At 33.0% G+C, this 14,729-nt stretch carries 14 protein-coding genes, 8 tRNA genes, 1 other RNA gene and 1 riboswitch; of the genes, 20 read left to right on the top strand and 3 right to left on the bottom strand.

Annotated features, from left to right (window positions below):
* Positions 1-157: 157 nt before the first annotated feature.
* From AB8S09_RS13030 to AB8S09_RS12985, 10 genes are all read left to right on the top strand, one after another.
* Positions 158-248: transfer RNA gene (locus AB8S09_RS13030), tRNA-Ser, on the top strand.
* A 21-nt stretch (positions 249-269) separates the two neighbouring features.
* Positions 270-360, top strand: a tRNA-Ser gene (locus tag AB8S09_RS13025).
* A 413-nt stretch (positions 361-773) separates the two neighbouring features.
* Positions 774-906, top strand: a riboswitch (FMN riboswitch).
* Positions 907-1,036: 130 nt separating this feature from the next.
* Complete coding sequence (ribD, locus tag AB8S09_RS13020; RefSeq protein ID WP_294183252.1) at positions 1,037-2,122, top strand: bifunctional diaminohydroxyphosphoribosylaminopyrimidine deaminase/5-amino-6-(5-phosphoribosylamino)uracil reductase RibD; 1,086 nt, start codon at positions 1,037-1,039, stop codon at positions 2,120-2,122.
* A 23-nt stretch (positions 2,123-2,145) separates the two neighbouring features.
* Positions 2,146-2,790 (top strand): riboflavin synthase, encoded by a 645-nt coding sequence (locus AB8S09_RS13015; RefSeq protein WP_294183239.1) that lies wholly within the window; start codon positions 2,146-2,148, stop codon positions 2,788-2,790.
* 18 nt (positions 2,791-2,808) lie between these two features.
* The gene (locus AB8S09_RS13010) at positions 2,809-4,014 is read left to right on the top strand and encodes a bifunctional 3,4-dihydroxy-2-butanone-4-phosphate synthase/GTP cyclohydrolase II (RefSeq protein ID WP_294183237.1); all 1,206 of its coding nucleotides are present in this window, start codon (positions 2,809-2,811) and stop codon (positions 4,012-4,014) included.
* A gap of 17 nt (positions 4,015-4,031) precedes the next feature.
* Positions 4,032-4,496, top strand: a complete 465-nt coding sequence (gene ribH, locus AB8S09_RS13005; protein WP_294183235.1) for a 6,7-dimethyl-8-ribityllumazine synthase — start codon at positions 4,032-4,034, stop codon at positions 4,494-4,496.
* Positions 4,497-4,716: 220 nt separating this feature from the next.
* Positions 4,717-5,271, top strand: a complete 555-nt coding sequence (locus AB8S09_RS13000) for a hypothetical protein (protein WP_294183233.1) — start codon at positions 4,717-4,719, stop codon at positions 5,269-5,271.
* Between the two features lie 92 nt (positions 5,272-5,363).
* A complete protein-coding gene (locus AB8S09_RS12995) occupies positions 5,364-6,179 on the top strand; it encodes an alpha/beta fold hydrolase (protein WP_294183231.1) in 816 nt (271 codons plus the stop codon).
* 77 nt (positions 6,180-6,256) lie between these two features.
* Positions 6,257-6,333: transfer RNA gene (locus tag AB8S09_RS12990), tRNA-Arg, on the top strand.
* A gap of 103 nt (positions 6,334-6,436) precedes the next feature.
* Positions 6,437-6,512, top strand: a tRNA-Ala gene (locus tag AB8S09_RS12985).
* A 242-nt stretch (positions 6,513-6,754) separates the two neighbouring features.
* Here AB8S09_RS12985 and AB8S09_RS12980 read toward each other — a convergent pair.
* From AB8S09_RS12980 to AB8S09_RS12970, 3 genes are all read right to left on the bottom strand, one after another.
* Positions 6,755-7,648, bottom strand: a complete 894-nt coding sequence (locus AB8S09_RS12980; RefSeq protein WP_294183230.1) for a phosphatidylserine decarboxylase — start codon at positions 7,646-7,648, stop codon at positions 6,755-6,757.
* A 111-nt stretch (positions 7,649-7,759) separates the two neighbouring features.
* The gene (locus AB8S09_RS12975; RefSeq protein ID WP_294183227.1) at positions 7,760-9,361 is read right to left on the bottom strand and encodes an ABC1 kinase family protein; all 1,602 of its coding nucleotides are present in this window, start codon (positions 9,359-9,361) and stop codon (positions 7,760-7,762) included.
* 24 nt (positions 9,362-9,385) lie between these two features.
* On the bottom strand, positions 9,386-9,694 hold the full coding sequence (locus tag AB8S09_RS12970; protein ID WP_294183225.1) for a phasin family protein: 309 nt from the start codon (positions 9,692-9,694) through the stop codon (positions 9,386-9,388).
* A 323-nt stretch (positions 9,695-10,017) separates the two neighbouring features.
* Here AB8S09_RS12970 and AB8S09_RS12965 point away from each other — a divergent pair.
* From AB8S09_RS12965 to recR, 10 genes are all read left to right on the top strand, one after another.
* Positions 10,018-10,094: transfer RNA gene (locus AB8S09_RS12965), tRNA-Arg, on the top strand.
* 116 nt (positions 10,095-10,210) lie between these two features.
* Positions 10,211-10,645 (top strand): nucleoside deaminase, encoded by a 435-nt coding sequence (locus AB8S09_RS12960; protein WP_294183223.1) that lies wholly within the window; start codon positions 10,211-10,213, stop codon positions 10,643-10,645.
* A 20-nt stretch (positions 10,646-10,665) separates the two neighbouring features.
* Positions 10,666-10,754, top strand: a tRNA-Ser gene (locus AB8S09_RS12955).
* Between the two features lie 26 nt (positions 10,755-10,780).
* Positions 10,781-10,857, top strand: a tRNA-Val gene (locus AB8S09_RS12950).
* Between the two features lie 157 nt (positions 10,858-11,014).
* A complete protein-coding gene (locus tag AB8S09_RS12945; protein ID WP_369869283.1) occupies positions 11,015-11,197 on the top strand; it encodes a hypothetical protein in 183 nt (60 codons plus the stop codon).
* Positions 11,198-11,411: 214 nt separating this feature from the next.
* Positions 11,412-11,504 (top strand) — tRNA-Ser (locus AB8S09_RS12940).
* Positions 11,505-11,515: 11 nt separating this feature from the next.
* Positions 11,516-11,781: signal recognition particle sRNA large type (ffs, locus tag AB8S09_RS12935), an RNA gene on the top strand.
* Between the two features lie 98 nt (positions 11,782-11,879).
* Complete coding sequence (gene dnaX, locus AB8S09_RS12930) at positions 11,880-13,538, top strand: DNA polymerase III subunit gamma/tau (protein WP_294183219.1); 1,659 nt, start codon at positions 11,880-11,882, stop codon at positions 13,536-13,538.
* Between the two features lie 130 nt (positions 13,539-13,668).
* Positions 13,669-14,013: a YbaB/EbfC family nucleoid-associated protein gene (locus AB8S09_RS12925; protein WP_294183217.1), complete on the top strand. Its 345-nt coding sequence runs from the start codon at positions 13,669-13,671 to the stop codon at positions 14,011-14,013.
* Between the two features lie 45 nt (positions 14,014-14,058).
* Positions 14,059-14,655, top strand: a complete 597-nt coding sequence (gene recR / locus AB8S09_RS12920; RefSeq protein ID WP_278381938.1) for a recombination mediator RecR — start codon at positions 14,059-14,061, stop codon at positions 14,653-14,655.
* Positions 14,656-14,729: the final 74 nt, after the last annotated feature.

Here is a 14,729-nt window from a genome sequence, read left to right as displayed (position 1 = left end):
AATATACTTTACATTTATTTTTTGATATACATTCCTTGAGTAATAAAATATTACTTTTCATGCGTTTGCCCTGCACAATTTGAGACTTTGGGTTGACAGCTAATATATATCGTGATATATTATATAGGTAACCTTGCGAAGCTTGATAACTTTATGCGGAAAGATGGTCGAGTTGGTTTAAGGCACCGGTCTTGAAAACCGGCGTACGGGTGACCGTACCAAGGGTTCGAATCCCTTTCTTTCCGCCATGTATTAAATATGTAGGGCACGGAGAAATACTCAAGTGGCTGAAGAGGCGCCCCTGCTAAGGGCGTAGGTCGGGTGACCGGCGCGAGGGTTCAAATCCCTCTTTCTCCGCCATAGGTTTTATTAAAATGTATTAAACTTCATGGATGGCATAAAATCAAGGCTTTAGAGAAATGATGTATTATTAAGAGTTATTAAAAATTACTACAATTGTAGTATTAACTGTAGTCAATGAAGGAAGTTATCCAGTAAACTGGAGAATACTTTCTTTTTTATTTTTTATATGCTTATTCAATTATTGACATCCTTAATTATTGAATACTTTACGTATACATATATGACTGTTTATTTCAATAAACAGTCCCCCGCTTGAAACCCCAGTTAATTCTGGGGGTTTATTTTTTAAAATAGATAGTAACTTGATGTTTAGAGTACTTCAAAGTCAGATTTATGAAATTAGGACTTTACAAACGATTTAATTGGTATATAATTATTTGTAGATAGAAATTTTAGTAAAAGTTAATAGTGAGGATCTTCAGGGCAGGGTGAAATTCCCGATCGGCGGTTATAGTCCGCGAGCGCAGGTAGCGCAGGTGTGAAAGCACGGGAGTTGGTGAAATTCCAAAACCGACAGTAAAGTCTGGATAAAAGAAGGTAAATTTTATTTAATCTGAAATATTTTAATTTCAGAGTCTTTTCTTCGTAAGAAAAAAAGCCCTGTATGAACGTAATGTTTATATAGGGCTTTTTTATATATTTTTATGTATGGAGGTGAAAAATAGTGGAAGATTTGGAAGATTCGAAATATATGAATCATGCAATTGTTCTGGCAAAGAAGGGTGAAGGTTGGGTTAGCCCTAATCCTATGGTTGGGGCGGTTATTGTAAAAAAAGGAAAGATTATCGGAGAGGGATATCATAAGGCATGTGGGAAGCCTCATGCTGAACGAAATGCACTTGCCAGCTGTGTTGAATCAGCGAAAGGTGCAACTTTATATGTAACATTAGAACCCTGCTGCCATTATGGAAGAACTCCTCCTTGTACAGATGCAATCATACGGTCTGGTATTTCAAAAGTGATAATCGGTTCTGGCGACCCTAATCCTAAAGTATGTGGTAAAGGTGTTTCAATTTTGCGTAAGGCTGGAATTACAGTAAAAGAAGGTGTACTTAAAAAAGAGTGTGATGAAATGAATACTATATTTTTTCATTATATTGTTACTGGTACTCCGTATCTTGCAATGAAATATGCAATGACTGCTGATGGTAAAATAGCTACTGTTACTGGTGCTTCTCAGTGGATTACCGGTGAAACAGCCCGCGAACATGTCCATAGACTGCGTCATAAATACAGTGCCATCATGGTAGGAATTGGAACCGTATTGCACGATGATCCACTGCTTAACTGTCGGTTAAAAAATGGGAAAAATCCAATTAGAATTATTTGTGACAGTTATCTCCATATTCCAGTAAATAGTCGAATTTGTCAGACAGCGGGGGAAATTCCTACAATTGTGGCAACTACTATGACAAATTCAGTTAAAGTTTCAAGATTGAAGGCACTTGGTGTTAAAATTTTAACTTTACCAAATAAAAATGGTAAAGTTGATTTGCCTATATTGATGCAAAAACTTGGCGAATTTTGTGTTGATAGTATTTTATTAGAAGGCGGGGGTGTTTTGAATTATAGTGCGTTAAATGACGGTTTGGTTCAGGAAATGTATGTATATATTGCACCTAAAATTTTTGGCGGTAAAGAAGCAAAAACTCCAGTAGAAGGTAAAGGTGTTTTATTGCCTAAAGAGTGTTTTCAATTTGCTGCTCCTGAGATATCTGTTCTTGGCGATGATCTGTTATTGAGATTTAAGAAAATTTAAGTTTATAAGGGGGAAAGCATAAATTGTTTACTGGAATTATTGAAGAAATTGGGCAAGTACATCGAACTGTTTTTAGCGAAAATTTATCAAAAATTTCTATCTATGTCCGAGATATCTTGGAAAATACTAAGACTGGAGACAGTATTGCCGTAAATGGTGTTTGTCTTACTGTTACTTCTTTGGATAAAAACGAATTTACTGCTGACGTTATGCCAGAAACATTGAGAAGAAGTAATTTGTATAAATTAAAAGGTGGTGATTTGGTCAATCTGGAGCGGGCTGTAGCAGTTAATGGACGTATTGATGGACATTTTGTATTGGGACATATTGATGGCATGGGTACAATTTTTAATATGAAAAGAGAAAGAAATGCCGTTTGGATTAGTATAAAGGCGCCGGCCGAAATAATGGCTTTAGTTGTTGAAAAAGGTTCTATTGCAGTTGATGGTGTTAGTTTAACAGTAAATAATGTAGAAAATTACGGCTTTAAAGTATCCATTATTCCACATACAGGACACCAGACTATTTTATTGAGTAAAAAAATTGGTGATTTTGTAAATTTGGAGAATGATATAATCGGAAAATATGTAAAGAAACTGTTATATTTAAAAAATGATAAGTCCTTGAATGGTATTACACTTGATTTTTTACATGAAAATGGATTTTAAAAAGGGAGGCTTAATAATATGGAATATAATACTATTCCCGAAGCAATTGCGGAACTGCGTGCAGGAAAAGTTATTCTTGTTACAGATGATAAAAATAGAGAGAATGAAGGTGATTTGATTTGTGCTGGTGAATATGCAACATGTGAAAATGTAAATTTTATGGCTACGTATGCAAAAGGATTAATCTGTATGCCCATGAATGAGGAGCTCGGGCATAAACTTGACCTTCCTCAAATGGTTGCGGAGAATACAGATAATCATTCTACGGCTTTTACTGTTTCAATTGATCATGTTAGTACAAGTACGGGTGTTTCAGCTGAGGAGCGCTCTATTACAGCCATGAAATGTGTACAGGACGATGCAAAACCTGAAGATTTTAGAAGACCGGGTCATATGTTTCCACTTATTTCACGTCCTGGTGGGGTATTAACCCGCGGCGGTCATACGGAGGCAACAGTTGATCTTATGAGGTTGTCTGGATTGAAAGAATGCGGACTTTGTTGTGAAATTATGGCAGATAACGGTAAAATGATGCGTACACCTCAATTGAAGAAATTTGCCAAAAAACATCACCTTGTATTTATAACTATCCATGATTTACAGGATTATTGCAGACGTCATGATAAACATATTGTACATATGGCCAGTGCAAAGCTTCCTACTTTATATGGAAATTTTCAAATTCATGGGTATGTAAATGATTTAACTGGTGAGCACCATGTTGCATTGGTGAAAGGGAAAATAGGTGATGGAAAAGATATTTTATGTAGAGTTCACTCTGAATGCCTTACAGGAGATGTGTTTGGATCACTGCGGTGCGACTGCGGCCAACAACTTATTTCTGCTATGAAGCAAATACAAAAAGAAGGCAGGGGAATTCTCTTGTATATGAGTCAGGAAGGCAGAGGCATAGGCTTGATTAATAAGCTTAGAGCTTATGAACTGCAGGAAAAAGGCAGAGACACTGTACAGGCGAATCTGGAGTTGGGATTTGCAGCCGATTTACGTGAATACTGGATAGGTGCACAGATCCTCCAAGATCTAGGAGCTAAGACAATTCGTCTGTTAACCAATAACCCTAATAAGATCTATGGGTTGGAGGAATTTGGAGTTGAGATTGTAGAAAGAGTTCCCATTGAAATTGCACCTCAACGAGAAGATATAAATTATCTCAGAACAAAAAAAGAAAAAATGGGACATTTATTTAATAATATCAAATGTTAAAGAAGGAGGAAATTATAATGAAAATTATTGAAGGAAAAGTTGTTGCAGATCAAATTCATGTAGGGATAGTAGCTGCTAGATTTAATCACTTTATTGTTGATAAACTTTTATCCGGAGCAATAGACGGGCTTATAAGACACGGTACTTTAGATGAGAACATAACTGTGGCTTGGGTTCCCGGAGCTTTTGAGATTCCGTTAATTGCGGATAAAATGGCTCGATCGGGAAAATATGATGCTGTTATATGCCTGGGAGCTGTAATCCGTGGTTCAACTTCTCATTATGATTATGTGTGCAATGAAGTTTCAAAGGGAATTGCCAAAGTTACACTGGAAACCAAAATTCCTGTTATCTTTGGTGTTCTTACCACTGAGAATATAGAACAGGCAATTGAAAGAGCAGGTGCGAAATCTGGCAATAAGGGTTATGATTCTGCACTTTCGGCTATAGAAATGGTAAATTTAATTTCTCAGCTGAAATAAAAAAATATTTAAAATGTAGATGCTGGAGATCTTTTCTCCAGCATAAAATAAGTATCAATATATTTAAAAGTATTATTAGTTTATACAAGATAAACATAGTATATGTCGAATTTAAATTATTATACTGAAGATACGATTCGAATTTTATAGAAATTAAATATATAAACACTTGAAAATATGATAAACTTAATTAGGAATTAATAGTATTGGAGGTATAACAATGAAAGTAGAAAATGTTAAAATATATGATTTAAAAGAAAGTATAAAAGCAAGTAAATATCCTATGGCGGTAGATACCGATAAATGTAATTGTGATATTACAGATACAGTTAAAAAACTAGGGCATTCACCTAAAGGTGAGGCACATGATCAATTTCTATCTGGAATACGAGTTGCATTTGATTTGACGTTTAGTAATAAAGCATGGGTGGAACTTGAAAGATATAGGTTTATTACTTTTGTTAGTAGTCAAAGTACAATGCATAGAATAGCTAAATTTGATTTATCTAAACAATATAATCAGTATGTAGATAAAAGAATGATTGGTATTATGGATGAACTGAAGGATACATATAATAGGACTCATGATGTGGAAGATTATTTAAGACTTTTGTACTCTAATCCGGCAGGATTTGAGCTTACTGCAAGACTTACTACTAACTATAGATGCTTAAAGGGGGTTTATAGTCAGAGGAAAAACCATAAATTGCCTGAGTGGCGGGAATTTTGCAGATGGATTGAAAGTTTACCTTTTTCGAAGGAATTGATAATTTAGATTGACGGAAATGTGTTTTGATTTTTTATACATTTATTTGTTTTTAATAGAATAGACTTTAATAGAGAATTTTATTAAAAAGGAGTATTTGTATGGGTTATTATGTTAGAGTAGAATCAAATGTGAAAATTTATATAGAAGATCCTAACCCAAAAGGCAAGAGGACAATTTTATTTCTGCATGGATGGCCTGGAAGTCATAAGTTGTTTGAATATCAGTTTAATAAACTTCTGAAGCTGGGATATCGTTGTATTGGAATAGATCAGAGAGGGTTTGGTGAATCGGATAAACCTGCTGGGGGATATGATTATGATCGGCTGTCAGATGATATCAGAGAGGTTGTTGAAACGCTTAAATTGAAAAAATTTGTGTTGGCTGGACATTCTACAGGTGGGGCAATTGCAGTAAGATATATGGCAAGATATGATGAATATGAAGTGTCAAAACTTGCCCTTTTTGCAGCGGCGGTTCCCAGCCTGATTCAACGGCCGTACTTTCCATATGGTTTGAAAAAAGAAGCTGTAACTGAAATTATTAAGCAGACATATAGTAATAGACCTCAAATGCTTAGGCAATTTGGCAGTATGTTTTTCTTTCAAAATATAACTAGGGCTTTTTCAGATTGGTTTTTTCAAATTGGATTGCAAGCTTCAAGTTGGGCCACTGCCGCAATTGCAAAATCTTGGTTGAATGAGGAAAACTTATTTTCTGATATGAAAAAGATAAATGTTCCAACTTTGATTCTTCATGGTATTCATGACAAGATATGTATTTTCCAACTGGCAGAAGCCCAGAAACAAGGAATTAAAAATTCTAGGCTTATATCATTTAAATACAGTGGTCATGGTTTGTTTTATGACGAACGGAATAAATTCAACAGTGAATTGATAAAATTTATTGATAGTTGATAAATTGTTACAGTTTGCAATTTTTTTGATGGATTGATTTTGAAAAGTACTTGTGCTAGAATAAATATGTTAAGTTTGCGTCAGTAGCTCAGTTGGATAGAGCAGTTGGCTACGGACCAGCGTGCCGGGGGTTCGAATCCTCTCTGACGCACCAAAAACCGTTGAAAATACTAAATTTCAGCGGCTATTATTTTTGTTGTATTTGTGAAAGAATAGCTATATAATATGAAATATAAATACTTAATAGAAAATGTTTTGGGGACGTAGCTCAGTTGGGAGAGCGTACGGTTCGCATCCGTAAGGCCGAGAGTTCGATTCTCTTCGTCTCCACCATATATGCAAGATTAATATATGATTTTTAAATTTAAAATTATTCTCATTTATATGTATAAAATTGATAATAAATTGGTAAAGTAAAGTATGAAAATATAGATATAAATGAGTGAATATTATGATTGAAAATTTAGGACCTTCAAATATATTGTCAAGAATATTGAATATACTGTCAGTAGTCTTTCCACTTTTAATAGTTATTGTATTAATTGTTATGGGTAGAAATAATAGGGATTAATGTTTTATTGTACGTACTGGGTTCCAATTCTTTCTCCCAGAAGTACTTTCGTTTCATAACCTTTTTTTGTTTGTTCGAGAATATCTCTATCCACTGTAATTTTATTTTTTTCAAAGAATAAAATTACAGTGGAACCACCAAATTTGAAATAACCTTTTTCCGAACCCTTAGAGATGTTTTTTTCTGGATTGTAGGTTTGTATTATTGAACCTACACAGGTGGCACCTATTTCTACATAAATTACGTTTCCAAAATTATTAGAATGGAAAATACTCCATTCTCTTTTATTTTTACAAAACAATTTGGGAATATTTTGTAAGGATATGGGATTTACTGAATAATAATTTCCTTTGATTTTATTATATGGTTCACATTTTCCCCAATCTATAAAATGAAATCTATGGTAATCTGTTGGACAAAGTCTGAATATTAGGCAGTTACCGTTGGTAAAATTCATGGAAATCTTATTATTTTTTATTAATTCGGACAAACTATATGTAAATCCCTTAATTTGAATAATTTTATTTAAATTTATATGTTCATATGCTGCTAATCTTCCGTCAACAGGTGATATTAAAATTTTTTTATTCGTATTGATTGGCCGTGCATCCTGTTTGAGAGATCTTGAAAAAAAATCGTTAAAACATCTGAAATCATTATAATTAATAGGACATTCAGACATATCTATATTAAAATCCTTGATAAAAGGTTCAATCCTTTTTTTGCTATATCTTGTATCGCAGAATAAACCATATAATTTAGAAAATATTTTTTTCTTTATTATAATCTCAAGAATTTTCATTCCCAAGGGTGAAGAATATATCCATTTTAAATAAGTGCCGCCTGCTACCTTTTCTATTTCATATTTTCTTGTTTTTCTGTTAAAATATTTAATCATTTTCTTAGCATCCTTTTAATTTAAAAGTGATTTTTGAATTTATTACTATTTATTTTAACACTATAATAATTATATAGAAATACTTTATTTGGAACTGTGTGTTTTGCTTTTTTAAAGTTTACCAGATTTGACTATAGAAATCATTAATATGATTCCGAGAAGTATAAAAAATGTGAAATCTATTATCCCTATTAAGGAAACATTATAGATTTTAGGACCTATGTTGAAGTATAAAATTAAAGAGGAGCTAAGAATCATAGAACATGTTATTAGGGAAATTGATAATCTGTTTACCATTTTGTTAAGTTGATTTATAGAATCGTCGATCTTGTTGAATTTTAATTGAATTTTAGTTCTTCCACTTAGTATGCATTCTATTAATTCCACTGTCTTTATCGGAAGATTTAAAGAATTTTTTGTAAAATTATAAGAATTTATAAGCATGTTTTCTAGGCTAATATCGTTAAAATAATAAAATTTATTGTTGCTTTTTACAAAAGGTATGGCTATATCCAGAATGTCAATTTCAGGAGATATTTCTGCCACCAAACCTTCTACCATAATTATACTTTTTACTAATAATATCAAATTTTTTGGTAAAGTGATATTATTGTTTTTCGTACATTTGAAGATTTCTGTTAATAATACTGAAATTTTTATATTTTTAAGAGAAGTAGATAGATAATTTATTAAAAATAATTCTACATCTTCGTACAATTTATTTCTGTTTATAAGGTTCTTCTTTACACTTATTGATATAATCACAGATACAAGTTTGTCTGTATCTTTATGAACTATGGACATAATACCTTCATTTAAAAGGAGTTTTAATCTTGGTGAAATAGTACCTACTATTCCAAAATCCAAAAAGCATATTTTTTTATCAGATATCATTATGTTTCCAGGGTGTGGATCAGCATGAAAAAAACCATCGGAAAATACTTGCTTAAAAAAAGATAAAGCTAAATTTTTACCTAAGTTTTGTAAATTATAATTTTCTTTTTTTAGTTTTTCGATATTGTTTACTTTGAATCCATAGATTTTTTCCATGGTTAATATTTTATTCCCTGACAATTCATTTACTATATAGGGAACGTAACAAAAATTTATGTTTTCATTTAATTTTTTGAATTTTAACGTGTTTTTAGCTTCTAAATTGAAATTCAATTCCTGTCTAGTTGAAAAAAGCAGTTCATCTAAAGCTTCTTCAGGATCTATTAGAGATTCTTTAAATTTGATTTTAGTTAGTTTTATAATTCTATATAGTATATATATATCTGTTTCCATTTGCTCTTTTATATTGGGCCTTTGTATTTTTACAACAACATTTTTACCATTTTTTAAAATTGCATTGTGTACTTGGGCAATGGATCCTGATGCCAGAGGAGTTTTTTCAAAATATCGGAAGCAGCTTTCTATATTTTTATTAAATTCATCAAAAAATACTTTATTTATGGATTCATAGTTTTCAGGAGGTACATCATCTTGGAGTTTTGAGAGTTCTTTTATATATTGGGAAGGTAATATATCAGGTCTTGAACTCAATATTTGACCTATTTTTATAAAAGTAGGTCCAAGTTCTTCAAAGGCCTTTCTAAGATTTTCAGGTGATTTTTTTCTATTGTGATTTTTAGTATATACTAGAAATCTAAAACCATATTTAGCCAATACCTTCACTATTTCTTTAAATCTTTTTGAATATGTCATTTTCATTGTATGTATTTAATGACTAAAGCCTTAGGCTTTAGTCATTTCTTCTATTTTATTTTCCAGTTTGTTTAATCTCTCATTTATTGATGATATATCTTCTTTAGACGCAAGATTCATGTCCTTCAGTATAGCTGCTAAGTCATTTTTGTTTATAGGTTTTATATCTTCTTTTTTAGCTATAACTGTCTTTTTTAATTCTTCAGATAATTGTTTTCCCTCGTCCACTGTTATTTTTCCCTTTTCGACCATTTCTTCAATTAATTTTGCTGCTTTTTCGTAGGTATACGCTGCAGAGCCTATACCTGCTAAAAATAAGTTTTTTAGTTCATTAATCATATTTAATCCTCCTATTTAATTTATAAATAAATTATTTTATCCGAACGCTGCCATTGCTAATATTCCCAACTTCTTAAAGTTGGAGATAAGCACTGCTGTGCGCCTGGATAAGTTCTTATAATGTTCAGGTGGAGAAAAGAATTTCTTACAAGCAAACTCCATCTGGATCTAAGAATCACTTGATAACTCATATGATAAAAATCAATAGAGTTTTAATGACGGCATTAATTTTCATTCTAGAAAGAAAATTTTTATTGAAATTCATAAAAAAAATTGACAATTTTAATAAATTATAATAGAATATGAAGGTAGCAGTTATATATGCGCTCGTAGCTCAGTAGGATAGAGCAGCGGTTTCCTAAACCGCGTGCCGGAGGTTCGACTCCTCTCGGGCGCACCAACAAGATCTTGTTTAATATTATATCCTTATTCTATATTTATATTTTATTTATCAAGATTAATTTATATGTTTATTAAAAAAATAATTAGTGTGTTTATTTTTTTGAGGTATATGTGATGAATTTCATGGCTGAAGCCTTAAGGCAAGCTAAAATAGGTTTGAAATTGGGTGAGGTTCCGGTAGGAGCCGTTATAACAAGGGATCATAAAATAATATCAGAGGCATGTAATTTAAGGGAAACGCTGAAAGATCCTACCGCTCATGCAGAAATTATTGCTATAAGAAAAGCTTCTAAGATACTTAAAAACTGGAGATTAAATGACTGCGGCATGTATGTTACGTTAGAACCGTGTATTATGTGTGCAGGGGCTATATTGCAGTGTAGAATCAGTGAATTGTATATAGGTGCATTTGATCCAGATGCAGGGGCCTGTGGCTCTGTGATAAATGTGTTACAGAATGAACTTTTGAATCATTGGACCAGTATTCAATGGGATTGTAAAAAGGAATGCAGTGACATGTTAAAACAGTTTTTTAAAAATAAAAGATAAGTATTTGAATAATTTAGCATGGAAGCGTATCGAAGTGGTCATAACGGGCCTGACTCGAAATCAGGTAGTCCTTATGGGCTCGTGGGTTCGAATCCCACCGCTTCCGCCATTTGTGAAATTTGATGTAAAATATATGGAGGCATAGCTCAGCTGGTTAGAGTGTACGGTTCACATCCGTAAGGTCGAGGGTTCGAGCCCCCCTGTCTCCACCAGTTATGCAACTTGAGGTGCAAATGAAGTACTTGTTTTTGTTGTTTATCAAAATTTATAGAAAAAAAGTTGATTATTATGTAATCAGCTTTTTTTATTGTAATGTTTCACATTGTATAATAATATAATCTTTTAAACTGAAAAGAGGAGAAGAAACCTATGATAAGTAATTCGGAAAATCCAACAATGTACGTTGGGGGTAAGCCTAAGGGAAATTATACTAACATGTTTACAATATACATAAGTGAAAAAACAGGAAATAAGATATTGGATGAAAGAAAAGAACTCACATATAAAATTAAAAGGGACAAGCATATTCTAATTTATGAAATGGAAAAGTAACTGATTGAAATATTTTAAGATTTTGTCATAAAACAATAAAATATGAAAGTTTTCATTGACAAGTTATAAAAATATATGGTATGATATGACCTGTTGAAAAAGTTTTATAATTATAAAGGTTTAGCAGAAAGCCCATAAGCTTTAGCTGTGAGGTGAATGCTATCCTTCAATAATGTAAATTTAAATATTTTGATATTTTCGTGAGTAAACCTGTGGAGAGATGTCCGAGAGGTTGAAGGAGCACGCCTGGAAAGCGTGTGTAGGGTTTAACGCTCTACCGGGGGTTCGAATCCCCCTCTCTCCGCCATTTTAACTTTGTCGTGCTAGATGGGGAGTTAGCGGTGCCCTGTAGCCTGCAATCCGCTGTAGCAGGGTTGAATTCCTAGCTTAGTCTGTGAAATGTAAGGCCTGGCCCATAAAAGTGGCGTTGAGAGCTTGATCCCACGCAACGGGAACTCATGAACCCCGTCAGATCCGGAAGGAAGCAGCGGTAAGTGAATATTTTCGTGTGCCGTGGGTAAATCTGGTTTGAGTTAACTGTATGGGTAACGCTTATAGTTTGTCAAACGAAGCTAGGTGCACGACTTTAATATTTGAATTGAATTTAAAAAGATACCGGGTGGTATCTTTTTTGTCATATATTTAATTTAAGGTTTATAATATATTGAAAGAGGGTGATAATATGGCTTATACCGCATTGTACAGGGAATGGAGACCTAAAACTTTTTCAGATGTAGTAGGTCAAGATCATATAACAGTTACACTTAAAAATCAGATATTGAATCATAGAATAGCTCATGCGTATTTGTTTTCTGGAACAAGAGGTACTGGAAAAACTTCAATGGCTAAGATATTTGCTAAAGCAGTGAATTGTCTGAATTTACAGGATGGAGAACCTTGTAACCAATGTGAAATGTGCAAAAAAATAAACAGGGGAATTTCTATGGATGTAATAGAAATGGATGCAGCTTCAAAACGAAGACTGGAAGATATAAAAGATGTGATTGAAAATGTGAAATATCCTCCCCAAGAGGGAAAGTATAAAGTTTATATTATGGATGAAGTACATATGCTCACCCAGGAAGCAGTTAATGCATTTCTAAAAACTTTGGAGGAACCTCCGTCGAATGTGATATTTATACTTGCAACTACCGATCCTCAAAAATTACCAGTTACAATACTTTCAAGATGTCAAAAATTTGATTTTAGAAGGATAAAAAGCTCGGATGTTTTTAATAGGCTCAGATGTATAGTAGACAAACAAGGTATATTTGCTGACGACAGGAGTTTGAATTTGATATCTAGAATGTGTGATGGGGCCATGAGAGATGCCCTTAGCATATTGGATCAGGCAATATCTATGGGTGATGGAAAAGTTGAATACAGCAGCGTTGTTGATATGTTGGGATTGGTTACAAATGAGAATTTATTTAAACTTACAGATAGTATAATAGAAAAAGACGTAGAGTCGTCTATGAAGATAATTGACGATATAGTTTTAAGCGGAAAGGATATTTCTAATTTTATTAAGGACATGATAATTCACATGAGAGATCTCTTGATGGTAAAGGTTTCTAATAATCCTGAAGATGTATTGGATATGTCGGAGGAGAATATAAATCTTTTGAAAAAACAGGCACAGAAAATACGTGTAGAAGAAATAATGAGAAATATAAGAATACTTCAGGATGCACAGGAGCAGTCTAAGTGGGTTAAACAGAGTAGAATTTATCTAGAGCTTGCAGTAATAAAAATGTGTAAGATAGAGTATGATACGTCCAAAGAAGTGATTCTTGCCAGATTAAATAAACTGGAGCAGGCATTTAAAGAAGGTGAAATCAAAGTATCCTGTGAAAGAGTAATACCTCATAAAGTAAACCCCCAAAAAAATGAAGCGGAAGAATCAAAAAATAAATCAAAAAACCATGATGAGGATAAGATGAACCAGAATTTGTCGGAAAATTTAAAACCTGTAAAAGAGGAAAATGTATATTCAAAAATAACTTTGGATGATGTAAAAAAGAATTGGAGAGACATACTTGAAGCTTTTAAGAGTAGGCATCAAATGGTATTATTTGCAGCACTTACTACTGGAAAGCCGGTAAAATGTGATAGAGGAATAATAACTATAAAATATGGCAAGGATTATTCTTTCCATAAACAGAGATTGGAGAAGGATGAAAATAGAAAGATAGTGAATGAAATTTTTTCAGGGGTACTGAAAGAGAAGGTTACTGTTAAATACGTTATAGAAGATCAAGGTGATTGCGGATCTAAATCTAAGGAACAATTGTTGAAAGATACATTTGGTGAAGACATGGTTGAGATATTTGATGAATAGTTTGACTCTCACCTCGAGCAAGTGAAGAAATTAGCCTTTAAGTATTGAACAAAACTACAGATAGAATTTGACAGAAGTTATGATATAATAAACTATGTGTTAGTTAATTTAATTGAGGAGGAAATATATTATGTCAAGAGGTGGATACCCCAACTTTGGCGGTGGGGGAAATATGAATAATTTAATGAAGCAAGCTCAAAAGTTTCAAAAACAAATGCAAGATATGCAGGCGGAACTTGAAGATAAAGAATTTAGTGCTACTGCTGGCGGTGGGGCAGTAACTGTAATAGTAAATGGCAAAAAACAAATGGTAAGCATAGAAATTAAACCGGAGGTAGTTGATCCTGAAGATGTGGAAATGCTTCAAGATTTAATTTTAGCTGCAGGTAATGAAGCATTGAAAAAAGCTGAAGATGAAACTACTTCTGAAATGAAAAAATTAACTGGTGGTCTTAATATTCCAGGAATGTTTTAAATTATGGCCTCGTCTGTGGATGAGGCTTTAAATTGAGGTGATATTATGGATCTTTATCCCGCTTCTATTGAAAAATTAATAGAGGAATTTGCTAAGTTACCGGGAATAGGTTATAAAACAGCACAGAGACTTACAATCCATGTGTTGAATCTACCAGAGGAGGAAGTAAAAGAATTTGCTAAAGCACTAATTAGAGCCAGGGGAACTATAAGATATTGTTCCATTTGTGGAAATTTTACGGAGTCAGATCCATGTCCTGTATGCTCAAATCCCAATAGAGATAAAAGTACAATTTGTGTGGTTGAGGAACCTAAAGACGTAATGGTTATGGAAAGAATAAAGGAGTATAACGGAGTTTATCATGTACTCCATGGCAATATATCTCCAATGGCTGGAAGGGGACCTGAAGATATAAGACTTAAGGAACTCATAAGAAGGATAAATGGAGATGTAAAAGAAGTTATAATTGCTACTAACCCGAATGTAGAAGGAGAGGCTACAGCTATGTATATATCTAAAATACTAAAGCAGCTTGGTGTAAAAGTGACTAGGATAGCTCATGGCATTCCTGTAGGTGGAAATCTGGAATATGCAGATGAAATTACCTTGTCAAAAGCATTGGAGGGAAGAGTAGAAATATAATTTTTATTTGGTTGGCTAAAAAAATTGTGTATATTGCTCTTAATTTCTGTCAATTATTAAGATAATATGAAGAT

It is taken from the genome of Clostridium lapidicellarium (assembly GCF_041224415.1).
Classification (GTDB): domain Bacteria; phylum Bacillota; class Clostridia; order Clostridiales; family Clostridiaceae; genus Clostridium_B; species Clostridium_B lapidicellarium.
The sequence above is the reverse complement of the archived record's forward strand: the minus strand, read 5'-3'. Positions and strand labels throughout refer to the sequence as shown.

What these genes read in the sequence shown, in the direction of transcription:
- AB8S09_RS13010 (WP_294183237.1), top strand. Translation starts at nt 2,809, where the DNA reads ATGGAATATAATACTATTCCCGAAGCAATTGCGGAACTGCGTGCAGGA.
- ribH (WP_294183235.1), top strand. Translation starts at nt 4,032, where the DNA reads ATGAAAATTATTGAAGGAAAAGTTGTTGCAGATCAAATTCATGTAGGG.
- AB8S09_RS13000 (WP_294183233.1), top strand. Translation starts at nt 4,717, where the DNA reads ATGAAAGTAGAAAATGTTAAAATATATGATTTAAAAGAAAGTATAAAA.
- AB8S09_RS12995 (WP_294183231.1), top strand. Translation starts at nt 5,364, where the DNA reads ATGGGTTATTATGTTAGAGTAGAATCAAATGTGAAAATTTATATAGAA.
- AB8S09_RS12980 (WP_294183230.1), bottom strand. Translation starts at nt 7,648, where the DNA reads ATGATTAAATATTTTAACAGAAAAACAAGAAAATATGAAATAGAAAAG.
- AB8S09_RS12975 (WP_294183227.1), bottom strand. Translation starts at nt 9,361, where the DNA reads ATGAAAATGACATATTCAAAAAGATTTAAAGAAATAGTGAAGGTATTG.
- AB8S09_RS12970 (WP_294183225.1), bottom strand. Translation starts at nt 9,694, where the DNA reads ATGATTAATGAACTAAAAAACTTATTTTTAGCAGGTATAGGCTCTGCA.
- AB8S09_RS12960 (WP_294183223.1), top strand. Translation starts at nt 10,211, where the DNA reads ATGAATTTCATGGCTGAAGCCTTAAGGCAAGCTAAAATAGGTTTGAAA.
- AB8S09_RS12945 (WP_369869283.1), top strand. Translation starts at nt 11,015, where the DNA reads ATGATAAGTAATTCGGAAAATCCAACAATGTACGTTGGGGGTAAGCCT.
- dnaX (WP_294183219.1), top strand. Translation starts at nt 11,880, where the DNA reads ATGGCTTATACCGCATTGTACAGGGAATGGAGACCTAAAACTTTTTCA.
- AB8S09_RS12925 (WP_294183217.1), top strand. Translation starts at nt 13,669, where the DNA reads ATGTCAAGAGGTGGATACCCCAACTTTGGCGGTGGGGGAAATATGAAT.
- recR (WP_278381938.1), top strand. Translation starts at nt 14,059, where the DNA reads ATGGATCTTTATCCCGCTTCTATTGAAAAATTAATAGAGGAATTTGCT.